General features: G+C 60.3%; 15 protein-coding genes. 2 read left to right on the forward strand and 13 right to left on the reverse strand.

All coding sequences use genetic code 11. The features are described 5' to 3' along the window. Nucleotides 1-23 precede the first annotated feature (23 nt). From KQI84_17200 to KQI84_17230, 7 genes are all read right to left on the reverse strand, one after another. Nucleotides 24-1,310 carry an aspartate kinase gene (locus KQI84_17200; protein MCB2156616.1) on the reverse strand — a complete coding sequence of 429 codons (1,287 nt, stop codon included), beginning with the start codon at nt 1,308-1,310 and terminating at the stop codon, nt 24-26. A gap of 141 nt (nt 1,311-1,451) precedes the next feature. Then, nucleotides 1,452-2,843 carry a sigma-54 dependent transcriptional regulator gene (locus KQI84_17205; GenBank protein MCB2156617.1) on the reverse strand — a complete coding sequence of 464 codons (1,392 nt, stop codon included), beginning with the start codon at nt 2,841-2,843 and terminating at the stop codon, nt 1,452-1,454. A 5-nt stretch (nt 2,844-2,848) separates the two neighbouring features. Next, entirely contained in the window at nt 2,849-4,243 is a 1,395-nt protein-coding gene (locus KQI84_17210; GenBank protein ID MCB2156618.1) for a hypothetical protein, read from the reverse strand. Between the two features lie 184 nt (nt 4,244-4,427). Beyond that, nucleotides 4,428-6,077 (reverse strand): FAD-dependent oxidoreductase, encoded by a 1,650-nt coding sequence (locus KQI84_17215; GenBank protein ID MCB2156619.1) that lies wholly within the window; start codon nt 6,075-6,077, stop codon nt 4,428-4,430. A gap of 88 nt (nt 6,078-6,165) precedes the next feature. After that, nucleotides 6,166-6,381 carry an HNH endonuclease gene (locus KQI84_17220; GenBank protein MCB2156620.1) on the reverse strand — a complete coding sequence of 72 codons (216 nt, stop codon included), beginning with the start codon at nt 6,379-6,381 and terminating at the stop codon, nt 6,166-6,168. 78 nt (nt 6,382-6,459) lie between these two features. After that, nucleotides 6,460-8,799: an HDIG domain-containing protein gene (locus tag KQI84_17225; GenBank protein ID MCB2156621.1), complete on the reverse strand. Its 2,340-nt coding sequence runs from the start codon at nt 8,797-8,799 to the stop codon at nt 6,460-6,462. 21 nt (nt 8,800-8,820) lie between these two features. Then, on the reverse strand, nt 8,821-9,912 hold the full coding sequence (locus KQI84_17230) for a PhoH family protein (GenBank protein MCB2156622.1): 1,092 nt from the start codon (nt 9,910-9,912) through the stop codon (nt 8,821-8,823). 186 nt (nt 9,913-10,098) lie between these two features. On the opposite strand from KQI84_17230, the gene KQI84_17235 reads away from it, so the two are divergent. Next, a complete protein-coding gene (locus KQI84_17235; protein ID MCB2156623.1) occupies nt 10,099-11,379 on the forward strand; it encodes a hypothetical protein in 1,281 nt (426 codons plus the stop codon). On the opposite strand, the gene KQI84_17240 is transcribed toward KQI84_17235, so the two are convergent. The 6 genes from KQI84_17240 to katG form a co-directional block, all read right to left on the reverse strand. Further along, nucleotides 11,380-12,240 carry a DNA/RNA non-specific endonuclease gene (locus tag KQI84_17240; protein MCB2156624.1) on the reverse strand — a complete coding sequence of 287 codons (861 nt, stop codon included), beginning with the start codon at nt 12,238-12,240 and terminating at the stop codon, nt 11,380-11,382. Between the two features lie 13 nt (nt 12,241-12,253). Further along, nucleotides 12,254-13,807, reverse strand: coding sequence for an alpha amylase C-terminal domain-containing protein (locus tag KQI84_17245; GenBank protein MCB2156625.1), 1,554 nt, complete (start codon nt 13,805-13,807; stop codon nt 12,254-12,256). An 86-nt stretch (nt 13,808-13,893) separates the two neighbouring features. Continuing rightward, nucleotides 13,894-14,265, reverse strand: a complete 372-nt coding sequence (locus KQI84_17250) for a hypothetical protein (protein MCB2156626.1) — start codon at nt 14,263-14,265, stop codon at nt 13,894-13,896. Between the two features lie 2 nt (nt 14,266-14,267). Next, nucleotides 14,268-17,927 (reverse strand): tetratricopeptide repeat protein, encoded by a 3,660-nt coding sequence (locus KQI84_17255; GenBank protein MCB2156627.1) that lies wholly within the window; start codon nt 17,925-17,927, stop codon nt 14,268-14,270. 89 nt (nt 17,928-18,016) lie between these two features. Then, nucleotides 18,017-20,101 carry a hypothetical protein gene (locus KQI84_17260; GenBank protein ID MCB2156628.1) on the reverse strand — a complete coding sequence of 695 codons (2,085 nt, stop codon included), beginning with the start codon at nt 20,099-20,101 and terminating at the stop codon, nt 18,017-18,019. 248 nt (nt 20,102-20,349) lie between these two features. Beyond that, nucleotides 20,350-22,524, reverse strand: coding sequence for a catalase/peroxidase HPI (katG, locus tag KQI84_17265; protein MCB2156629.1), 2,175 nt, complete (start codon nt 22,522-22,524; stop codon nt 20,350-20,352). Nucleotides 22,525-22,674: 150 nt separating this feature from the next. On the opposite strand from katG, the gene KQI84_17270 reads away from it, so the two are divergent. Then, complete coding sequence (locus KQI84_17270) at nt 22,675-23,595, forward strand: hydrogen peroxide-inducible genes activator (GenBank protein MCB2156630.1); 921 nt, start codon at nt 22,675-22,677, stop codon at nt 23,593-23,595. The last annotated feature ends 44 nt before the right edge of the window (nt 23,596-23,639 follow it).

Raw genomic sequence — 23,639 nt, forward strand, 5'->3', positions numbered from 1 at the left:
ATTGTGAGTATTTGGTCGACCGCTTATGCGCTCGCGCCGGGCGACGAGTGCGGCTCGAAGGCCTGGTGGATTACGCGCACCGCGTGCTCCATGTCCTTCTCGTCAATCAGGACAGAAATCTTGATCTCCGACGTAGCGATCATCTCGATATTGATGCCCGCATCGGACAGGGCCTTGAACATCTTCGAGGCCACACCGCTGTGGCTGCGCATTCCGACGCCGACGGCGCTGACTTTTGCGATCGACTCATCCGTCTGGTATCCGAGCGCGCCAACTTCCTTCACAAGGAGCTCGCACAGCTTCTTCGTGCGCCCGAAATCCTTCTTGCCGACCGTGAATGAAATGTCGTTCCGGCCTTCCTTGGATTCGTTCTGGATGATCATGTCGACCACGATATCGTCCTGGCCCAGGCGAGAGAACACTTCCGCCGCAACGCCCGGCTTATCCGGCAGGCCCTGCAACGTCACTCGTGCTTCGTCGCGATTGAAGGCGACTCCACTGACAACGACTTCTTCCATTTCTTTCTCCTCGGCAATCACGAAGGTTCCCGGCTTGTCGTGCAGGAAGCTGCGAACATGCAGCGGCACGCGATAGTTCTTGGCGAATTCCACGGAACGCGAATGCAGCACTCCGGCTCCGAGGCTCGCAAGCTCGAGCATTTCATCGTAGCTGATGCGATCGATCTTGCGCGCCGTCGGACAGACCCGGGGATCTGTCGTCATGATGCCGTCCACGTCCTTGTAGAACTCGCAGCAGTCCGCATTCAGGACCGCCGCCAGCGCCACGGCCGTGATGTCGCTGCCGCCGCGTCCCAACGTTGTGATCTCGTCATGTTCCGATGCGCCTTGGAAACCGGCCACGATCGGAATCTTGCCTTCATCGATCGCTTTCTTCAGTCGTTCGCAATGAATCTCCTTGATTCGAGATCGCCCGAACAACTCGTCCGTACGTATACCGACCTGCGGACCTGTGAAGCTCACGCCCTGGCCGCCGGCAGCACTGATCGCAATTGCAAGAAGGGCGATCGACTGCTGCTCGCCTGTCGCCATCAGCATGTCCAACTCGCGCAGTTCCGGCTCAGGCATCAGCGCATTCGCCATCCGCAGCAGCCGGTTTGTTGTGTCGCCCATTGCCGACACCACCACCACGACCTGGTTGCCTGCCTTCTGCGACTCTACCGCCAGCCGAGCGACGTGCTGGAACTTCTCGACAAGGAACTCCGCACCACGCAGTTCATTCAGGTGGTCGGTCTTTCCCTTGCCCTTATCGCCCAGGGCGTCGCCTCCGTATTTTTGAACGATCAATGCCATAGATGTTTATCACTCCTCGTCTTGCGAAGAGGGCTATCCCGTGCATAGAGCCGCCGAATGTCAAGGTCAGAGCCTCGACTGTGCCCGACCTATGGCACAAATCCGTCATAGTGAACGGGCATCCGGCGGCGTTATCTGATTTCAGTCCTTGTCCAGCCCGAACCGCTTGATCATCCGGTAGAGCGTCGCCCGGTCGATCCCGAGAGCCTCCGCCGCCTCCTGCTTGCGCCACTGGCGTTCATCCAGCATCCGCAGCACGTAGCGCTTGGTCATCTCGTCGATGAAGTCGCTCAGCTTCAGGTGAGACAACTCCGACGGGATATTCGTTGCCCCGCTCTTGGGCGACGCCAGCGGCGAATCAGACGGTGTCAGCCACAGATCGTCCGCCTCGATTCGCTCTCCCCGGGAAAGGATCACGGCGCGCTCGATCGTGTTCTCCAGTTCGCGGACATTCCCTCGCCAGTCCTCGTTCTCCAGCAGCTTGATGGCCTCGTCGGCCAACTCGCGCTTCGGCAGGCCGTTCTCCTGGCAAGCCTTGACCACGAAGTGCTGTGCCAGCGGCGCGATGTCGCTCCGGCGCTGGCGCAGCGGCGGGATCTCCAGCGGAACCACCTGGAGGCGGTAGAACAGATCCTCGCGGAACTCGCCCCGGTCGACCATTCCCTTCAGGTCCTTGTTCGTCGCCGCGATCACGCGGGCATCGACCTTGATGGGATCGTTTCCGCCGACCCGGACCAGGACGCCTTCCTGCAGCACGCGCAGCAGCTTCGTCTGGAAATTGTTCGACGTTTCACCGATTTCATCCAGGAAGATCGTGCCGCCGTCCGCCTCCTCGAACTTGCCCCGATGCGATCGGCTGGCGCCCGTGAATGCGCCCTTTTCGTGGCCGAACAGTTCGCTTTCCAGCAGCGTCTCCGTCAGGGCGGCGCAGTTCAGCGCCACGAACGGCTCGCCTGCCCGCGAGCTGCGCTGGTGGATTGCCCGGGCCACTACCTCCTTGCCGACGCCGCTTTCGCCAGTGATTAGAACGGTCGCCTTCGTCGGCGCCACGCGCTCCACCATGTTGAAAACCGCCTGCATCTCGCGGCTTTCGCCAATCAGGTTATCGGGCTTGTAGCGGCGTCCAAGTTCCGCGCGCAGTTCCTTGTTCTCCGTGCGCAGATCCCGATGTTCGGTCGCTCGATCGATCGTCAGGCGAAGCTCATCGTTGTCGAACGGCTTCATGATATAGTCGAAGGCGCCCGCTTTCATCGCCTCAACCGCGCTCTTCACGGTCGCGTGCGCGGTCATCATGATGACCATCGCGTCCGGATAGCGCGCTCGGACCTCGCGCAGCAACTCATCGCCGCCCATTCCCGGCATCTTCAGATCGCTGACCACCACCTCGGCGGGGAAATCGTTCAGGACCTCCAACGCATCGCGGCCGCTCTGGGCCGTGCGCACTTCGTACCCCCAGCGTGTCGCCAGCAGGTTCAAAACCTGGCACATCCGAGGCTCATCATCTACGATCAGCAGTCTGTATTTCGGCTTCATTCACTTCACCCTGTTGGATTTTCAGCCACCTGCGCCGACTTCTGGTACTCGCCGCTCTCAATCTGTTCTCGAACGTGCTCCTGCGGCGTCCGGAGAAGCAAGTGGACTGTCGTTCCTTTCCCCTTCTCGCTATCCACGTAAGCCGAACCGCTCATGCCTTCCATCAACTGCTGCACCACCGGCAGCCCAAGGCCGGAGCCGTGCGTCTTCGTCGTGTAGAATGGCTCGTAGACCTGATTCAGCGTCTCCTCGTCCATCCCTGGGCCATCGTCTCGGATTGTCAGGAACACGCCGTGGCGCCCGGCTTCCTCGGTTTGGATCTGGATCCGGCCGCCTTCGCCGCGATCGTTGATCGCATCGCGCGCGTTCCAGATTACGTTCAGGAAGACCTGGTAGAGCTGGTCCGAATCGACGATCACTTCCGAGATCGCCGGATCGATCTCCACATCCAGATCGATCCCGTACTTGTCCATCTCCTCCTGGATACGCGGCATCCAGGCATTCACGAGTTGATTCAGCCGATGCATCTCAAGGCGCGGCGGTTTTGGCCGCGCGAAGTTCAGCAACTCGTTGATGATGTTGTTCAGGCGGCTGACTTCCTCGCGGATCAGATCGATAGCCTGCAACTGGGGGCTGCCCGGATCCAGGTCTTCCGCCACCATCCCGGCCGACGACATGATGATCGTCATCGGGTTGCGGATTTCATGCGCCAGCGTCGCCGACATGCGTCCGATCGAGGCCAGCTTCTCCGCCGCCAGCAGCTTGGACTGGGCCTGCTGCAGCTCATCCAGGTAGTTCTGCGCCTCGTTGACCTTGCGCTCCAGTTCCTCGTTCAGATCGCGGAGACGACGGTTTTGCTCGTCGATCACCCCCGATGCCGCTCGATCTCGGGCACGCAGATACAGCGCCAACGCAATGATGCAAGAGATCGCCATGTTCAGGAAAATCCGATAACTGAACACAATCGTGTAGTCGCCAATGTTCAGCCGAACCGCCCAGTCGAGCGGGCCCAGGTTCTCGTCCTCCAGCTTGCGCTGGAATCGATCAATCACCTTCTCCGCCGTATAATAATCCTCGAGAGAAATCCCCAGTTCGCGGGCCAGTTCCCGTTCGTTGACCGATACCGGAGCGCGCGTCGCGAACGGACGCTGGCGCTGGTACATGCGCTGAAGCCGTAGGAACCCGGATTCCTCCTGGTGAAAGACCTGCACGGATCCGATCGAGAACAGCAGCGTGAACAGGAAGAAGTACAACACATAGCGCCGCTTGTGAACTCGGCTGCGGCGTTCGGGATCGGTGATCTGATCCACGTGCTCCAGCAACTTCTCCGGGTTTCTTGCCCATTCGTCGACCTGGTCGCGACTGGGTGTCGTCGGCTTGGGTGTGGGCTCTTCGGTCATGCCAATCCACCTCGCCACCAGCAAACAGCGACGTGGCAGGCGAAGGCGAGGAGAAAGTCATTCAGTGGGGCCTGCCAGGCAGAGAGCCCATGCCTGCCCGTCCCGGCTCTGGACTCCCCGAAATGCGAAAGGGGCGACACTTTGCGTGCCGCCCCGAGAAATCGGAAGGGAGGAAACTCGCCTCCTACTTCTGTCGCATGTATTCGTTCATGCCGCCGCTGAGGTTGCGGGCATCGATGCCATTCTGGCGCAGGACACGGACAGCGTAATACGACCGCTGCCCGACGCCGCAGTGGCACCAGACTTCCCGGTCCTTCGGCAGCTCATCCAGGCGATCGCGCATCTGGCTGAGCGGGACATTAATGGCTCCTTCGACGTGCCCGGCTTCGAATTCCTCGGGCTCGCGCACGTCGACGATCAGGGGATCGCCTTCCGCCTCTGCCACGTCATCCCAATGCGTCAGTGGCGAATCGCCCCTCAGGTGATTGGCCGCAATGAAGCCGGCCATGTTCACCGGGTCTTTTGCGGCGCCGAATTGCGGCGCGTAGCACAACTCGACCTCTTCCATGTCGAACACCGTTCCGCCCATCTGGATCAGCGTCGCAATCACGTCGATGCGCTTCTCGACACCCGCGCGTCCCACGGCCTGGGCGCTGAGCAATTGCCCGTCTTTGGGCCGGAACAGGACCTTCAAGTGAATCGGCTGGGCGCCAGGGTAGTACCCGACGTGATTCCCTGGGAAGAGATAGACCTTCTGGAACGGCACGCCGGCGCGGCGCAGTTGTTTCTCGCTGCTGCCCGTCGTAGCCACCGTTAAATCGAACACGCCAACGACCGCCGTGCTCTGAGCGCCGCGGAACTTCGCTTCGCGGCCCGCGATCACATCCGCCGCAACGCGGCCCTGGCGATTGGCCGGACCCGCCAGTGGGACCAGGGCCTTCCGGCCAGTGATCGAATCCTTTATTTCCGCCACGTCGCCGACCGCAAAGACGTTCGGATCGGAGGTCCGCATCTGGTCGTCCGTGGCGACGCCGCCGGTGGTGCCGATTTCCAGCCCGGCCGCCTTCGCCAGGTCCGTGTTCGGGCGACCGCCGACCGCCATGATGGCCAGATCTGCTTCGAGCTCCTCGCCGGTGCCCAGGCGAACGGTCAGCGGACCGCCCTCGGGGCCGTCGATTTCCTGAACCTGCGCGCCCAGGCGGAGGTGAATCCCCTTCTCCTGCAGATGCGCGTGGACCTCGGTCATCATCTCCGGATCGAGCAGCGGCATCACCTGCGGCTGCATTTCCACGAGCATCACTTCCAGCCCGCGGTGACGCAGGTTCTCGGCCATTTCCAGCCCGATATACCCGCCGCCAATCACGACGGCGCTGCGGGCCTGGCGCGAAACGATCCACTCGCGAATCGCCTTCGTGTCCGGAATCGTGAGGCAACGGAACACGCCTTCTCGATCCACGCCCTTGATTGGCGGGATGATCGGCTTGCTGCCCGGAGAAAGCACGAGCGTATCGTAGCTCTCCGTCGTCACTTCGCCGGAGTGCGTGTCGCACACCTCGACCGTCTTGGCCTCGCGATCGATCGCAGTGACCTCGTGATTGACCCGAACGTCGATGTTGAATCGGTTGCGGAACAGCGTCGGATTGGCCACCTGGAGGCTGCCTTCCTCCTTGATCACATCACCCACGTGATAGGGCAAACCGCAGTTCGCAAAGGACACGTAGGGGCCCTTCTCGAACATCACGATTTCCGCTTCTTCGTCCATCCGGCGCAGCCGCGCCGCACAGGACGCTCCTCCGGCCACACCTCCGACGATCAGTACGCGCTTTGATGCCATATCTTGAATCTCCCTCTTGGATTGCAAAACTCGAAGGGACCGGCTTGCGAAATCTGGTCCATAAGCATATTCCGATACTGCAAAACCGCTACCGAATTCGGCGGCTCTTCTTCGTGAAGACCCGCGACCGCGGCTTCCGTTGTGTCACCCACTCCACCCATCGTCGCATCGCCTCGGTTTCAAGCAATGCCTCGATGGTGTTGTAGTGCCGCTCGAGTTCCTTCTCGGCAAAAAGTGCATGAATCTGCTTGTGGCAATGCACGCAGATGTCGACGACCTCGCGCCCCTTCCGGCTCTTCGGCACCAAGTGGTGCCGAGTGATTTCTTCATCCGGATACGAGTGCCGGCAAATGGGACAACGTTGGGGCGACATGGGATTGCATCAGGCGGCGCCGTCGGCTTCGCGAGCCTCCTTGCGCGGCGCGGGTTTTTCCTCGCGCGCTTTTTCTTTCTTAGCCGATGCATCCTTCTTCGATGGGTAGTCGATGCGCGAATGGAAGCGACTGCGCAGCACCTTCACGAAGCACTCGCGGATCGTATTCAAGTCGCGCAGCGTCATGTTACAGTGATCGAACTGGCCGTCGTTGAACTTGTCGAAGATCGCATTCCGGACGAGCATCCGGATGTCGTCCTCGCGCACGGTCCGTCCGCTCAGCTTCGCGGTCGCGGTCGCTTCCACCGTATCGGCCAGCATCACGATCGCGGCCTCAATGGACTGTGGCTTCGGCCCGGGATAGCGATAGTCGTCTTCGCGCACCGGTTCCTTGCTGTCTCCCGACTCGGCCGCCGTCAGCGCCTTGTGATAGAAGTACTGGATCAGGCTCGTGCCGTGGTGCTGCGGAATGAACTCGATGATCTGGCGCGGCAGTTTGTACTGCTTGGCCAGCTCGATGCCTTCCTTCACGTGATTGCGAATGATCAGCGTCGACATCTGCGGCTTCAGTTCCGCATGGCGGCGCTTGTCCTCCGGCGTCAGTTGATTCTCTGTGAAGTACTCCGCGCGCCCCATCTTGCCAACGTCGTGGAAGTAACAACCCGTACGCACCAGCAGGTAGTTGACGCCGATCTCGCTGGCGGCGGATTCGGCCAGCTTCGTCACGTTCAGCGTGTGCTGCCACGTGCCTGGGGCCGTTTCCTCCAACTTGCGCAACAGCGGGTGCTGCAGGCCACTGAGCTCCAGCAGGCGCATGTCCGTGGTGATATGGAAGAGCACCTCGAACACGGGCAGGATAGCGAACGAGATCAGGGGGCACATCACGCCGGAGAGTGCGCCGACCAGGGCTGCTGCCGCTGCGTTCGCCGTCGGATCGTGAATGTACGTGATGATCAGGATGATCGATGCGTTCACCAGGCCGATGAACAAACCTGCGTAGAGAACCTCGCGTCGCTCGCGGAACGTGTACAACGCCGCAACCGCCGTATAGCCGCCGAACAGGCCAACGATGACGTACTGGTAGTCCAGATTCACTTCGAGCCCGAACAGCAGACATCCCCACGTCACCGTCAGAAGCGCCATGCGCACATCGAGCAGCAGCACACCCAGAATGCCGATGACGCCGGCCGGGAATGCAAAGCCCATGTACGAGATGTCTTCGCCCATCAGGAACAGCAGCATGCGTCCGATCGCCAGTGCGAGAAGCACCGGCAATCCGATCAGCAGAACGGTCTGGCTTGTAAACTCATGCTCGCGGCTGAACTTCATGACGAAGAACGCCACGATCAGGAACGCGATCAGGATGAAGAGCAACTGCGCCATGAACTTCATCAGGTTACGTTGCAGCAGCTTGTTCCAGTACACCGCGAGCAGATCCGCCTCATCGTCGGAGAGAATCGTGACCTCGCCTTCCTTTCCGACAAGAACCGTTCCCTGTTCAATCACACGCTGTGTGCCTTGCGAAGGCTGATAGCTGTCGTACGACTCCTGAGAGGCCTTCTCATCCTTGTAGAAGTTCGGTTCCAGCACCATCATGACAAGCCGCAATCCGGCCTGCGCGCGCGCGGCTTGTTCCTGCGAGAACTCCTGCAACTTCTGGCGCAGGCGCTCTCGCACAATACCATCGATCTCATCCGGATACTTGACGATCCGATCCAGATCGAAAGCCTGCGTCCCCAGGTCCGGTGGCTGATTCAGGATCAGCTCACGCGCGACCTCATTCTTGCGATCGCCAAGGTACTCGGCCTTGTCGCGCGTCAGCAGATAGTCGCGGTAGACGTTGTCAACGAGTTGAACGATGAAGCGGCGGAATCGCTGGTCCTTTGCTAGCATCACCAGATCGCGCACTTCACTCGCGGACCAGTGCTCGAGTTGCGGATCGACCTTCGTCAGTTCCTTCTTCCAACTCTCCGGGTCGTCCTGACCCGTCGTCTGGATTCCGCGCGCCGCATCGATAACGTCTTCCAGGCGATCCTTCGCCTCCATCTGCCGCCCATAATCGTAGGCATAGATGCGCGGGTAATTCGCCTGGCGTTCTTCCTCGAGCAACTGCTCCGCCCGGGGACTCGTGTATTCGAATGTCAGTTCGGAGACGACTTGGCCGTCGAGACGTTTCCCCGGCTCGTGGGGGATGGTATCGCGCCAGAACATCGGCGCTGTGACCAGAACGATCAGGATGAAGATCGACCCGAGCGCAACCCAGCGCGCACTGCGCCGCGGGCGGGTCTGGAGGACCTCGCGTCCGCGCGACAACTCACGCGCTCGCCTTGCCAGCGGAACAACCTTCACGCCATCGTCATCCTTTTGGATTTACCCCGCCTGCTGCTTTGACACGCGTGGGGATCGACTGCGTCCCCGCTCTTCCGCCTTGGCCTGTTCGTAAGCCTGAATGATCTTCATGATCAGCGGATGGCGAACCACGTCTCGCCCTGTGAACTGCACAAACTCAATCCCTGCGATGCTATTCAACACGCGCTGCGAGTTCACCAGGCCCGATTCCTGGCCGTGGGGCAAGTCCACCTGCGTGATGTCGCCGGTGATGACCGCTTTCGAATCGAATCCCAACCGCGTCAGGAACATCTTCATTTGCTCGACCGACGTGTTCTGGCCTTCGTCCAGGATCACAAAGGCATTGTTCAACGTTCGCCCGCGCATGAATGCCAACGGCGCGATTTCGATCACGCCTGTCTCGATGTGGGAACGGATCTTCTCCGAGTCCATCATCTCGTACAGAGCATCCCACAACGGCCGCACAAATGGGTCGAACTTCTGCGCCAGATCGCCGGGCAGGAATCCCAGGCGTTCGCCGGCCTCGACCGCCGGTCGACACAAGATGATACGGTTCACGTCGCCTTCAACAAGCGCGGTCACCGCCATTGCCATCGCGAGGTAAGTCTTGCCCGTTCCCGCAGGCCCGATTCCGAAGACGATGTCGTTGCCCCGGATCGCGCGCACGTAGCGGCGCTGGTTGGCCGTGAGCGGTGTCAGACGGCGGCGTTTCAGCGGCACCGGAATCTCATCCAGGTACAATTCGCTCAAGGTATCCTCCCGTGGCGCGCCCTCGCCCTCGTCAGTCTGGGGCCCCTCGGGGCCGGGGGGCATGCCCTGGCGGGCACGATCCGCCGCATAGCGCATCGCGCCCCGGAACTGCTCCTCCGTCAGGCGCCCGCCCTTACGCAGGACGTTCAGCATTTCATGAATCACATGGGTGGTGCGCTTCACATCGTCCGGCTTGCCGATGATCTTCAGCTTGTTCCCGCGCACAACCAGACGCGCATCCAGGTGAGACTGGAGCCGGCGGATTTTCTCGTCGTTCACCCCGCAGAAATCGAGGATCTCACTTTGGCTGAGGACGACGACGTTTTCGTGCTGTTCTGGCAAAACGACTCCGTTTCCATGCATTAAGATACGATCCGGAGGGCTCGGCCACCGGCGTCGATATGTTCCGGCGGCTGAGCGGAGGCTGTCAATGCCAAGGGGGGTGACTTTGCATGCGTCATTGGATCGGTTCACCGCTTGCGTTCCGCCCCACGATCAGCCAGCCTGCTGCAGAATTCGAGACTGGCGGGCGGGGGGAACGGCAGCAAGATGCACGCAACCAAGTGGATTGGCGCCCTTCTGACGGCGTTGTTGCTGACAACTGGGGCATATGCGCAGGAAGTTCAGGTCGACCATAATCCTGCCTTCGAGTCCCTCGAAGACGAGCGCTCGCACATCGTTGAGCCCCCCCCGACACCAGAGCCCGTCGAAGCCGAATTCCGAGGATCCGCCGTGTTCCGCGGCTCCATCGTGGGACTTTCGCCAACCCAGAAACTGACACTTGTCGCCCCCGAGCCCGGCAGCAACTCCGCCGTCCGCAAGCAGTGGGACCTGCCCGTCTCCGAGAGCCGCACTTTCGGTAAGATGAGCATGGCCGACGGACGCTATCTGCTCCGGATCGTGGATGAAGCCGGGAAGCTCCCCCCCGAGGAGTACCAGTTGGGCTTCCTCGGCGTTCTGGAATTTCAGACGAACGTGAACGAACGCGTTCGCGTCGGCGGTTCGGTCGCCATCAACGGACGCCCCGTTCCCAACGATCGCGTTCGTCTTGGGCTGATGCCGAAGGGCGATGTCCAGGTCATCGTTCGGCTGTTGCCGACCGAGGGCAACACCGTCCAGGCATTCGTTTCTCCCGGCGAGTACGAACTCGTGGTCTTTCACGAACTATTCGGCATGACCCGGACCGGACTTGATTACCGGATCGGCGCGCAGCCCAAGACCCAGCGCCTTGCGCTCGATTTGCCCGCTTCGGACGTCCAAGTACAGATTCAATTGCCGCCCGGCGCCTCCGACCAGTCCGGCGACCTGGTCTTCGATTTCATGACGCCGCTGTCGCTGGAGGAACGTCGCATCCCGTACATCGGCCAAGCGATTCATCTGGCCGACATTTACCCCGGCAGCTACTTCTTCGGCTTCGAGACTCCCAGCGGCCTGATGGCGCACGTAGCCCTCACCGATCTACAACCGGGACAGACGCGCACGATGACTCTGTTGCCGACAGATCATCCGCCGAAAAACTACGAACTGACGATCCAACTGCCCCCCGGGTCCTACCAGTACAAACTCTACCTGCCGCCCAATAGTTGGTTCATCGATCCATTGAATCCCGAGGCCGGCACCCAAGGCGGCGTTGCGAATTCTGTCTTCCGAGTCCCCGGCGGAGCGAATAACCCCGACGGATCGCGCGCGAAATACCCCGCCGTGAATGACCAGACAAACGAAGTCACGTTCCGCTACGAGAGCCCCACCCCCGGCGCAAAGCCCTACGTGCGAGGCTCTTTCAACCACTGGAATATCGAGCAGAAGTGGAGACTGCGGGCGGCGGACTGATCACTCCGGCCAGGTCGGCGTTGCATTCCATCTCGGATCGGGCGTTCGCCAGACGGGGTGCGGATTCCAGTCGGCTGGGGTTACCTGAGATTCCAGTTCTTCCTCTTCATTGTCCGGCAGCGCGGGAAAGAAATCCCAACCCGTCATTCGCTCAATTTCATCAATCGTCGTGGCGCAGTCATACCACGGCGGAACCACACGCGAGTTGGGCAGCACGAAGCTCACCGCCGTCAGTGAACCATCCGCCTTTCGATCGACGATGATCTTCCAGAAATGCGTCGGGATCGGCAAGCCACCCCGGATTGTCTTCTCAGGTGTGCCGGGTTCAAACGCCGGGCCGGTCAGAACCCACAGCTCGCCGCGGCCCTCCAGAAGGCTGCGCACATGATTTTCCAGCGCCACCCATTCGCCACGATTCAGTTCCTCCATCTGTGGAGCGATGTTCGACAGATAGTAGGATGAGTGAAACGTGCGCAGGTTCTTCTTCATGTCCGCCGCCGGTGCCAGGTGCCCGCGGTCATACCCGTCCGCCTCGCCGTAGAACCAATCCTCCGCCCGATGATGGGGATCGAGCGCCGGGTCGCCCTGGAACACACCGGCCTCTCGATCGTCGTAGTCGATTCCACGCCGATCTTCTGGATCCAGCCGATACGCCACCCAGGCGGCGAGTCGTCGTTCATCGTTATGAAAGAGGACGTAGCCTTCGCGGACGATCAGCGTGCCGGTCGTCTCGGATGACTCGGGCACGCCAAACGGCAGATGTTCCGCCTGCCATTGCGCCTCGATGGGGGAGGAGAATGCACAGATCGCCAGCAGAACGAACGGACAAAGGAAGACGAGAGTATTGCCACTTCTCCTCATGGCAACCTCCCGATTAGTCTGCGGTATTCACGACGAAGATCGCCGCGGTTCTTGCCGGCAGCGTCAATACGATGTGGCTGTCCTGGACAGTGGCCTGGCCGCCATGGAGCCCATCGGTCAGCACCGTGCCGTCTGGCAGACCGGTGCGGACATTCAGCTCCTGCGGGGTGTGCCAGTTGTTGAACATCACGATGGCTGCGTTGTTTCCATCGCGCCGTTCGTAAGCATACGTGGCGTAATCGGCCAGGCGCTCATAGAACGTTCCCTTGCGCAGCGCGGAGTTCTCGCGACGCAGCTCATTCAAGCGCGCAACGTAGTGATACAGCGGATGATCGGGATTGAAGACCATGTCCTCGCGATTGTCCGGATCGTGCCCGCCACTGAAGGCTTGTTCGGTTCCGTAGTACATTACGGGGAAACCGCGGGCCGTGAAGACCAGTGTCAGCGCCAGTTCCAGCTTCGGCCAGTTCGCTTCCTGGCCACCGCCCGCACTGCTCAGAAAACGTGGCATGTCGTGGTTGTCGACAAACAGCCCGAGCAGCTTCGGATTCACATACGCGTGATCTGTCGCGAACGCCTGAGAAAGCTGTTTTGGTGAGCCCTGCTGGGCAAACACCTTGATCATCGTGAAATACAGCGGGAAGTCCAGCACGCTCGGCATGTACTTCTGGTAGTCGCCCACATAGCTTGGCGAACCGTGAAGTACCTCGCCCATGCAGAACACGCCGGCGGCGTCCACGTACTTCTTCCAGAAATCCTTCGGCACGTGCCGCACCGTATCGAGCCGGAACCCGTCGCATTGCGTCTTCTCGCGCAGCCACGCAATGTTGCGGCACAACTCGGCCGCGGCTTCCGGATTCGACTGATCGATATCATCCAGGCCACCGCCGATGTCGCCGACCTCGATCGAATGCTGATCGTCGTAGTTCGCGATCTGGCCCTGGTTGTGGAACCACTCCGGATTGTCGAACGGCGGCGCAGCCCGCTCGAAGTACCCGGTCGGCTCGTACACAAAATCGCCCGTGTGATTTGCCACCACATCGACCATCAGCAACATACCGCGGCGATCGAGTTCCTCACGCAGGCGCGCCATGTCGTCCCACGTGCCGAAGTGGCCATCGATGTCGTAGAAATCCCAAGGCCAGTACCCGTGATAGGATCCCTGCTTGCGCTGCTCATAGATCGGGCTGATCCAGATCGCGTCGAAGCCCATGCCCTGGATGTAATCGAGCTTATCGATAATCCCGGCGATATCGCCGCCATGCCACCCGCGCGGATCGTCGGGACGCGCCTCGAAACCGCCCCAGTCATCGTTCGAGGGATCGCCATTGTAGAAGCGATCGATCATCAGAAAGTAGATGCTCTTCTCCGACCATTCCTCGTTTGTCGGAACGTCGCGAGTCGGAACCGCCGGCGGATCGACGCGCGAGACCTCGGGCTTCGGTTTGGACGGTGGGGGAGGCATGGGCGTTGCCTCCAGCGATGGCTCGGATCGGCAACCCGCCGACGCCAGCAACACCGCAAAGATCATCCCTCCGGCAATCCGCACGCGCGAACTCAAGCCCATGTACGCTTTCTCCCTGGTGACAGGCTGGCGAAATCATGACCACGCCGGAATCGGCGGGGCAACCCCCGTTGCATTCTGGGAAACGATCAGTCCATTTCCCGCCGCGCCATGACAAGTGTGCAAATGTACGCGACAGACGGCAAGAACGCCGCGGCAACTCCCAGGACTCGCCACAGCGGTGTCGGCGCAGTCCCGAGTGCCCCCGCGGTGATGGCGCCGCTCAGCGCCAACGCAATCGCCGCCCAGAGCACCAGTCCCGCAGCACGCCACCGAGGCGACGCATACGTGGCGGAATACAGCGCCCCTCCATACACGCCGGCCGCGCCGAGTACAGCGGAGACCAGCGGGACCCAAGTGGCCTCGCGATCCGTGCCTTTTAGAGCATCCGTCACCACGGGCGCGATTATAGCCCCCGAAAGGCCCACGCACGCCCACATGATGTTCTTCTCTAGCAACATGGTTATTCCGGCTCGGGTCCTTCGGTTTTCGGAGCGTCGGTATCTTTCCTAATGCCGTGCTTCTCCGCGAGTTCCTCCAGTCGCGGATATGTCGCACCAGCCTTCCAGATCAGTTCCAACGCCGGCTTTGCCTCATCGACACGTCCCAGGAAAAGCAGTGCCTCGGCATACGTATCCAGGACGTCCGGATGCAGACTTCCGATATCGGCGACGAGCGGTTGCATTAACTCCACCGCTTCTTCCCATGCCGCAGTGGCTTCCTCCGATTCCCCCGTGTGTTCGTGTGCTGCGCCGATCTGAACGAGATCCCACGCCGCGCGGTTTCGCCGGTTCGCATCCTCCGGGTTCTTTGCGATGTGACCCTTTTGAATTTGAAGGTCGCGCTCGTACAGATCGCGTGCGTGTCGGTAATTGCCGGTCTCCAAACTCAAGTTGCCATATTGATCGAGAATGGAGGACAACTCATCCTGCCATTCCACGTTGGTGGCATCGTGTTTGACGAGCGCCTCCATGATTTCCAGCGCGCGTTCATACGAAGACTCCGCATCGCGAATCTGCCCAACTTGCGACAGGAAACCCGCAAGGTTGTAGTTCGCCATCGCAAGACTGTGCTGACTGTCGAGATTCGAGTCATCGATCGCGGCGATTTTCTCGAACGTCGAGAGAGCCGCGCGGAACATCTGCTCCGTCTTTCCATACTCTTGCAGCGCGATGTAGAGATAGCCCAGGTTGTTCTGGCTCGCGGCAAGATCGCCCATCCAAACGACGTTCGTGGGATCGAGTTCAACGAGTTGCTTGCGCACCTCGAGGCCTTCCTCGAACAGCGTCCTTGCTTTGCCGAGGTTCCCGTTACGCGCCGCCAAGGCCGCCAGACGTTCTTTCGCCACAGCCAGATCGCGAATCCAGGACTGGTTTTCGGGCTCGTCCTCTGTCAGCTTCTCCAGAACGCCTTCGGCGGATTCGTAACTCTTCTCCGCGTTCTCTGTCTGTCCGAGCGCTTCCTGAGCCTTGCCCGTCTTCTGGTATGCCAGCGCCAGCTTGTGTTTCCAAAGACGATTTGTCTCGTCGAACTCGACCATCTTCTCGAGCCGATCGCGCGCGTCGGTGTACTCCGCGAGCGCTTCTTCGTTTTCGCCCTGAGCCATCTGAATATCGGCGATATCCATCAAGCTGTCCGCGACCAGTTCTTGCCAGTGGCGATTGAGTGGATCGTATTCGGAAAGACGCTGGCGAATCGTCAGCGCCGTCGTCATCGTCTTCAGCGCCGCGGGCAGATCGCCTTGCGCCTCCTGGATCTTGCCAATGCGGAACAGAGCCGTCGCTGTGTCGCGGCGGTGATGCACACTGTCCGGCTCCAGAGCGCGAAGCCGCTCCAGAATATCGAGACTGCTCTCGAATGACTCAAGGGCCGCCGTCAGCTTTCCTTGCTTTTCCTGGACGCGCCCAAGTCGATCGAATGTGTTGGCAAGGCCGAACAGATAATCTGGCTCCTCGTGTCCAGGCCCGTATGCCATCCGGCGGCTGAGTTGCAGCGTCTCTTCAAGCACGTCCGCAGCCTTGGCCAACTCGCCGCGTTCTTCGTGCACATTGGCGATGTCCTGCAGCGTGTAGACGTACGTCTCGATGCTCTTCCAATCCGTGCTGTTGGCATCGACGAGCGGCTTCATGAGATCCGCAGCCTTCTGATAGTGCGCCATCGCCTGGGCCAGATCGCCCTGTCGTGTCGAAATAAATCCGAGGTTATTCAGCGAATCCGCAAGCAGCCGAATGTCCTCCGCCTGAGAGCCGGGCCGCCGAGACAGTTGCTCCGCGATGCGGTTGTAACTGGCGTAGGCTTCCTGCGCCTGCGTCAGATCGCCTTCACCGCGATGCACATCGCCGATTCCCTTCAGCGACATCGCCGCGCGCCGAAGCGTTCCATCGTCCGCATCCGGGCCGACGGACTTCATGTAGTACTCTTCTGCTTGCCCAACCACGCCGCCCAGTAGGCGTAACTGGCCCAACGGTTCGAGGTCCTTGCGAAGTTCCGTGATCAGGAAGTTCATCGCGTTTTCGGCCTCGGCCCGTGCCGTTTCCGCCAGCCTGCGCTGCTTCTGCGCTTCTACAGCGCGCTGGTAGGCCCAAACGGCGAGCACGCTCGCGATGACCATCAGAGCGACCGTCGCACGGAAGAAAACGCGCCGCTGCCGGCGGATGCGACGCAGATGCTCCTCGCGTTCATCCACTTCACGCAGAAGCCCCTCGCGCTCCTCGCCAGCCTCCAGGCGAGAAGCTTCCATGCGCGCGAGAACAAGATCCCCGTTTGCGATCGCCGTTCGCGCCAACTGGTAATGAACCAGGCGTGTCAACGCCGGCAGCGAAGGGTTCTGCGGCCACAGTTCGCGCGCGCGCTCAACCAGGTCCTGCCCGGCACGCAGCGACTGGTAATCGCTACCGGATTCGCCGAGTTTGCTCTCAGCCTGCTCCGTTAGTGCGCGCGATTCCCGGCGCTGAGACGAACCAGAGAGATAGTCCTGAAGCTCTGTCACAAATGCGCCGGCGCCAGGCGTGCGGCTTTCCGGTTCCGGAGCCAGTGCCCGCATGCAAATCTCTTCCAACTCGCGCGGAATGTCTCGATCTTCGGCGGCAATGCTCGGCGGCAGCACATCGCCAAGACGAGCGCGCGCAAACGACTCGAGGGTCGTCTCGGCAACGTACGGCGGCCGACCCGTCAGAAGGTAGTACAGCGTACCTCCGAGCAGGAACACGTCCGTGTGCGGACCGAGATCGTCTGCCGTCGGGCTGGCCTGTTCCGGAGCCATGAAGGCTAACGTGCCCGATGGACTCGTCGCAGTTTCTTTTGTCGGGAACAACGATGTCAGTTGCGGAGGAATTCCATGATCGTTGGCCAGCTTCGCATCGTGCAGAAGGGCCAGGCCCCAATCCATCAGCAGGACTTCGCCGAATTCCCCGACCATCACCTGTCCAGGCTTGAGGTCCCGGTGAATGATGCCGCGCGAATGCGCGAAGGCAACGGCCTGGGCGACATCGATCAGAATCGCGACGTGCTTGCTCAGGAAATCATCGTAGGAGAGCTTCTTGTCGCGGCGAATGATTCGATCCCAAGGTTCGCCGCGCACAATCTTCATCGCCAAGTGCGGGCGCCCATCGTCGTCGATTCCCATGTCGTAAATCGGAACGATGTTGGGATGTTCGAGGGCCGCCGTCACGAGCGCTTCCTGGCGGAAGAGCTCCTCCATGTACGCTTTCCAGCCGGGCGATTTTGACTTAGATTTCTCCGGATCGTCTCGCTGGCGTTTCAGTGCCACCATGCGGCCCAGCGAACCTTGAATCGCTTCCCAAACCTCGCCGAATCCACCCTGGCCGAGAAACTGCGTCAGGGTGAATGCGACCTTCGGTGCCTCTTGATCGATCGACTCGTCTTCGGATTGGTCAACAATCCCGCGTCCACGGATCTTCCAGACGACGATGCTGGAGGCGTAATCCTCGATATGCGACGCCGTCGGAGGCGGTGCCGCTTCGGTCGCAAACTGCGTGAAGAGTTGCCGCGTTCGATCCTTGTCGTAGGTCTCGAGCGGATCTTCTGGAAAGTCCTCCGTCGCAAACGACGCCTGAAGCTCAGCCATCGTCTCGTCAGGGATTTGTCGATTCTCGTCGGACATGGAATTGCGGCCTGGCTGAGGTCGTCTGGCACGGCGGAGAACGCAAAGGCGCACTCCCAGTCAGGAGTGCGCCTTTGGACAGAATGATGTCAATGCAACATCCAGTAATCCGCCGTCGGAGTCCGGAAGTCGAACGTGATCTGTGGCTCGAGCGGAGCGAAATTCTGCCAGTTGCCTGCGTTGTCGAGAGCCAGTGTCCAGACCTCGTAGACGCCTTCGCCGCCGGTCTGGCTTGTGTCGAAGTTAATCGCCGCTCGACGGCCCGGCGTGAACTCGCCGTTGTATTGCTCGGGCGCATCGCCGTCCTTCGAGTAGATCACTTTAATGCTCTGCACACCGCTGGCGCGTTCGTGCTTGGTCAATCTGAGCTCATCCGTGTATTCGTAGAGCAACGGAACGATGGGATCCTCCTGGGCAACGAGACCGACAGGCGATTCGGCAGCGCTGAATGGATCGATACGATCGAGCTCAATCGAAGCGTTAACCGTTTGCCCAGCGCCGGCGCTGTTGCGCGCGCGTGCGTACAATGTATGCACACCTTCCACATCGGAAAGGGCGAACATCGTGTTGTTCTGGCCTGTGTAGGTCAGACTTGTGACGCCCGTCTCGAAGGAGGGATCCTCGCTGAACTGAACCTCATCCGGTTCGTTTTCCAGGTCCACAAGGAAGTAGGCACGGACAATCCGGTTGTTCGTGTATTTCGTCGGATCGGCGTTGTCTGTCGGCGTGTAGTCATAGAGAGCGACTCCGCGCAGATCCGATGGCGTCGTATTCGTTCGCGTGAAGTTGAAGGAGACATCCGGTGTCGTCGGATCCGATTCCCAATTGCCGGCCACGTCCCGCGTGATGGTCCACAAGCGGAAGTAGCCGCTTCCACCGACGCGCGACGTGTCGAAGTTGATCAAGCCTGAAGCACGTCCGGAACCCGGGGTAAACTCGCCGTTGTACTGCTGCGGTGCGTCGCCGTCCTTCGAATAAATCAACACTACCGAAGAGACGCCGCTTGCGCGATCTCCTCTTCCCTTCTGGTCGGTGAAATCGTACTGAACCGGCACGACAGGATCGGGTTGTTCAACGTCCTTGCTGGGTTCGAAGACCAACGATGCCGGATTCGTACGATCCAACTCGATATCCCATGTCACGACATTGCTCTGTCCCGAATCGCCGGCCGCGCGGCAATAGAGCGTATAGACTCCATCTGCCGACGGAAGATCATAGGTGATCATCTGGCTCGATGCGTAGGCGTAAGTGGCGGCCGTTTGGAACTCGGGATCGATCGCGAGCTGAATCTCTTTCGGGAACTCGCTCGAAGCCAGCGAGTAGTGGACGACGATCCGTCGGTTGTTTGTGAAGTGGGTTGGATCGGCATTGCCGGTTGGATCGCTGTCCGACGGAATGATCCCCGCAAGGCTTGGCGTACCGCTGCCTTGCACGCGCCGGTAGTCGAACGCAATATCGGCTTTCGAGGGCTCCTCTTCTCTGTTGCCCGCTCTATCCCTTGCGACTGACCAGACTTCGTAGTGTCCGTCCCCGCCCGTTTCGCGAGTATCGAATGGAATGCCGGCGCGGTAGCCGGCTCGCCCGGGCGTGAATTCGCCGTTGTATTGCTGAGGCGGCTCGCCGTCCTTCGAGTAGATGATCACCACGCCACCGACACCACTGGCGCGGACATCGGTCGGATCGCCCACCTCAAACCCCAGGTCTATTATGGGATCGAACTGCTCGATAGAGCCGTTTGGTGACAGCAAGTCCGACTTCGGCGGAATCGGGTCGTACTCGATCTCGGCCGTAGTGGTGTTGCTTACGCCGGCCAGATTGGCAGCACGCGCGTATATCGTGGCCAGGCGTGGGCCCTTGTCGACGATCTTGAAATCGAAGATCGTCTCTCCATTGAAGACGTACTGCTCGTAGCTTCCGAAGTCAGAGTCTTCGGAGATTTGGACGAGCTTCGGAATCCCGTAGCCGCCGAACTTCAATTCAACTGTTACGTCGACCTCATTCGTGTAGGCGTTGGGATTGTCATTCCCGTCCGGTCTCGCATCGCTTACGGTCATGGTGGCGATGAAGGGAGGCTCGGCCGCTGTTGCAGGCGCAGCCAGCCAAAGGCACAGCGCCATCAGGGAGAAAACGATAAGGCGACAATTAAGGGCAGCATGGCCCGGAAGGATTTTCATAATGCCGGCACCCGAGAAAAATATGGATGAACTATATCGGTATTATGGTGCCGGTATGCGCACGCTGGCAAGTGGCGTGTGAAAAACTCGCCCCTCAGCCTGCCGACTGATCCTCTTTGTGCACAGACCTTTGTGTTGGACACCTGGTTATTTCTAGCCGGGAAGCCAATCTATCTCCAATGAAGAGAGGCCCCTGGCGCGTACCAGGGGCCTCTCTCTTCATTGCCAGCACTCTGTTCGTCGGGAGATTACTCCAGATCGAACCGATCGGCGTTCATGACCTTCGCCCAGGCGGCGACGAAGTCATTCACGAACTTCTCCTTATTGTCATCCTGGGCGTACACTTCCGCGTAGGCGCGGAGGATCGAGTTGGAACCGAAGACCAGATCGACTCGCGTGGCCGTCCACTTTACCTCGCCCGTCTTGCGGTGGCGGATGTTATAGCTGTTCGACCCCGTGGGTTCCCACGCGTAGCTCATGTCCGTCAGGTTGACGAAGAAATCGTTCGTCAGCGCACCGGGCTTGTCTGTGAACACGCCATGCTTGCTGCCTCCGTAGTTGACGTCGAGCGCTCGCATGCCACCCATCAGGGCGGTCATTTCCGGCGCCGTCAGGCCCATCAACTGCGCGCGATCCAGCAGCAGTTCTTCCGGTTGGACAACGTAGTCCTTCTTCAACCAGTTCCGGAAGCCATCGTGAATCGGCTCCAGCGGCTCGAAGGAATCGCCATCGGTCATCTCGTCGGTCGCATCGCCTCGGCCCGACGAGAACGGCACGTTCACGCGGAAGCCTGCAGCCTTGGCGGCCTGCTCCACGCCCCAGTTCCCAGCAAGGACAATCACGTCGGCGACGCTCGCGCCGGTCTCTGCGGCGATCGGCTCCAGAATGCCGAGTACCTTTGCCAGGCGCTTCGGCTCGTTTCCTTCCCAGTCCTTCTGCGGTGCCAGGCGAATGCGGGCACCGTTGGCTCCGCCGCGCATGTCAGAGCCGCGGAAGGTACGGGCGCTGTCCCACGCGGTCGCGACGGCCTCGCCGACGCTCAAGCCGCTCGCGTCAATGCGCGCCTTGACGGCTTCAACATCGTATTTGGTGCTGCCGGCGGGAATCGGATCCTGCCAGATGAGATCTTCCTGCGGAGCATCCGGGCCGAGGTATCGGCACTTCGGCCCCATGTCGCGATGCGTCAACTTGAACCACGCGCGGGCGAAGACCTCGGAGAAATACTCCGGATCCTTGTAGAACTTCTCGGAGATCTTCCGATACTCAGGATCCATCTTCAGGCCCATATCCGCGTCCGTCATGATCGGGTTGTAACGGATGGACGGATCCTCCACATCGACCGGCTTGTCCTCTTCTTTGATGTTGATCGGCTCCCACTGGTGGGCGCCCGCGGGACTCTTCTTCAACTCCCACTCATAGTTCAGCAGTAGGTAGAAGTAACCATTGTCCCACTTCGTCGGATAGGTCGTCCAGGCGCCTTCGATGCCGCTCGAGACCGTGTTTCGGCCAATGCCGCGGCTGGTCTTGTTCATCCAGCCCAAGCCCTGTTCTTCGATGGGAGCCGCTTCCGGCTCCGGACCCAGCTTGGCAGCGTCGCCGTTGCCGTGACACTTGCCAACAGTGTGTCCGCCGGCCGTCAGGGCAACAGTCTCTTCGTCGTTCATCGCCATGCGCGCAAACGTCTCGCGCACCTGCTGGGCGGTCTTCAGCGGATCGGGATTTCCGTTCACGCCTTCCGGATTCACATAGATGAGACCCATCTGGACTGCTGCCAGCGGGTTCTCCATCGTCTTTGGGTCTTCGACGTTCGCGTAGCGTTCGTCGCTCGGCGCCAGCCATTCCTTCTCGGAGCCCCAGTACGTGTCCTTCTCCGGGTGCCAGATATCCTCGCGGCCGTAGGCGAAACCGAAGGTCTTCAGGCCCATGGATTCGTAAGCGATTGTGCCCGCCAGGATAATCAGGTCCGCCCAACTGATCTTGTTGCCGTACTTCTTCTTCACCGGCCACAGCAGACGGCGCGCCTTGTCCAGATTGACGTTGTCGGGCCAGGAGTTCAGCGGCGCGAAGCGCTGGTTTCCGGTTCCGCCACCGCCGCGACCATCCGCGATTCGATAGCTGCCGGCGGCGTGCCAGGCCATGCGGATCATCAGGCCGCCATAGTGCCCCCAGTCAGCCGGCCACCAGTCCTGGCTGTTCGTCATCAGATCGTGCATGTCCTTCTTGAGGGCATCGAAGTCCAGTTTCTTGACTTCCTCACGATAGTCGAAGTCCGCGCCCATCGGGTTTGGCTTCGTATCGTGCTGGTGCAGGATGTCGAGGTTCAGCGTGTTGGGCCAGAACTCCGTATCGCGTGAGGCCACCGTCGTGTTTCCGCCATGCGCGAAGGGGCACTTTCCACCGTTCTGTTTCGAATCATCAATCATCGGACTGCTTTCCTTATGTCGTTATGGGAATCAAGGCTGTGCCGGCGCCAGAAGCTTCCTGCTCGCCATCAACCACTTGCGTGCTAGCACCCCATGTGCCTATAAGTGAAATACAAGTTTCCTAAGAGGCGATAGGCAGAGCCTATAGTTATGGATATTCAACGATTACGGTATTTCCTCGAAGTTGCCCGACAGAAAAACTTCTCCCGAGCGGCCGAGATTTGTCATGTTTCGCAACCGTCTCTCAGTCAGCAGATCAAGAAACTGGAAGAGGAGGTCGATGGGCCGCTCTTCCTGCGCAACCGCGGCCGCATTACGCTCTCGCCGCTGGGGGAGTCTTTTCTAAAGTATGCGCAAACCATTATGGCGAGCGTCGCTTCCGCCGAGGAGTTTGTTGCCGAGACCCGATCAAATGCCCGCCGAACGATCCGCTTCGGCGCCATCCCCACCATCGCGCCCTACATAGTGCCTCAGATCTTCGCTGCTGTTTCCAAGAGCGTGCCGGGCATCAAGTTCGAGCTGCTGGAGAGTCAGACCGAGTTTTTGACCGAGGCGCTCACCATCGGCACGATTGATTTTGCGATCATGAGCCCTCCCACCAGCATCGACAACATCTGCGATCACCTGACACTCCGCCGCGACGAGCTCTTGCTGACGCTCCCAGCGAACCATCCCCTGGCAAAGGCCCGGAGCATCACGCCGGCAAAGCTCAATGAGGAGTCCATCATCATGCTCGAAGACTCCCACTGCCTCGCGCGCCAGGTGTCGGCCTACTGCGCGACAGCCGGCCTCACGCCGGACGTCAGCATCCGCGGCTCTCAGATCGAGACGCTCCTCCGACTCGTCGAACTCGGCTTCGGCCTCACTTTCACGCCGCGAATCGCAGTCGATGACAGCAAGAAACGGAAGCTCGTCTTCCGCCAGATTTCTAAAGACCCCTGCTACCGCGAGATTCGCCTTGTGTGGCTGCAGCAACCCATCCTGGCGCGATCACAGAAACTCACCATCAATGCCATTGAAGAATTCTTCGGCTTGGCAGAGCCAGTATCTGCTCTCCCCAAGCCGCATTGAAGCCAGAGAACTCGAGTTCGCCACTAACAAGCGGCGACCCGCGC

This window comes from bacterium (assembly GCA_020444065.1).
Lineage (GTDB): Bacteria > Sumerlaeota > Sumerlaeia > SLMS01 > JAHLLQ01 > JAHLLQ01.

Excerpts from the sequence above, each read along its gene's own strand:
- KQI84_17200 (MCB2156616.1), bottom strand. The coding sequence starts at position 1,310 with ATGGCATTGATCGTTCAAAAATACGGAGGCGACGCCCTGGGCGATAAG.
- KQI84_17205 (MCB2156617.1), bottom strand. The coding sequence starts at position 2,843 with ATGAAGCCGAAATACAGACTGCTGATCGTAGATGATGAGCCTCGGATG.
- KQI84_17210 (MCB2156618.1), bottom strand. The coding sequence starts at position 4,243 with ATGACCGAAGAGCCCACACCCAAGCCGACGACACCCAGTCGCGACCAG.
- KQI84_17215 (MCB2156619.1), bottom strand. The coding sequence starts at position 6,077 with ATGGCATCAAAGCGCGTACTGATCGTCGGAGGTGTGGCCGGAGGAGCG.
- KQI84_17230 (MCB2156622.1), bottom strand. The coding sequence starts at position 9,912 with ATGCATGGAAACGGAGTCGTTTTGCCAGAACAGCACGAAAACGTCGTC.
- KQI84_17235 (MCB2156623.1), top strand. The coding sequence starts at position 10,099 with ATGCACGCAACCAAGTGGATTGGCGCCCTTCTGACGGCGTTGTTGCTG.
- KQI84_17240 (MCB2156624.1), bottom strand. The coding sequence starts at position 12,240 with ATGAGGAGAAGTGGCAATACTCTCGTCTTCCTTTGTCCGTTCGTTCTG.
- KQI84_17245 (MCB2156625.1), bottom strand. The coding sequence starts at position 13,807 with ATGGGCTTGAGTTCGCGCGTGCGGATTGCCGGAGGGATGATCTTTGCG.
- KQI84_17250 (MCB2156626.1), bottom strand. The coding sequence starts at position 14,265 with ATGTTGCTAGAGAAGAACATCATGTGGGCGTGCGTGGGCCTTTCGGGG.
- KQI84_17255 (MCB2156627.1), bottom strand. The coding sequence starts at position 17,927 with ATGTCCGACGAGAATCGACAAATCCCTGACGAGACGATGGCTGAGCTT.
- KQI84_17260 (MCB2156628.1), bottom strand. The coding sequence starts at position 20,101 with ATGAAAATCCTTCCGGGCCATGCTGCCCTTAATTGTCGCCTTATCGTT.
- katG (MCB2156629.1), bottom strand. The coding sequence starts at position 22,524 with ATGATTGATGATTCGAAACAGAACGGTGGAAAGTGCCCCTTCGCGCAT.
- KQI84_17270 (MCB2156630.1), top strand. The coding sequence starts at position 22,675 with ATGGATATTCAACGATTACGGTATTTCCTCGAAGTTGCCCGACAGAAA.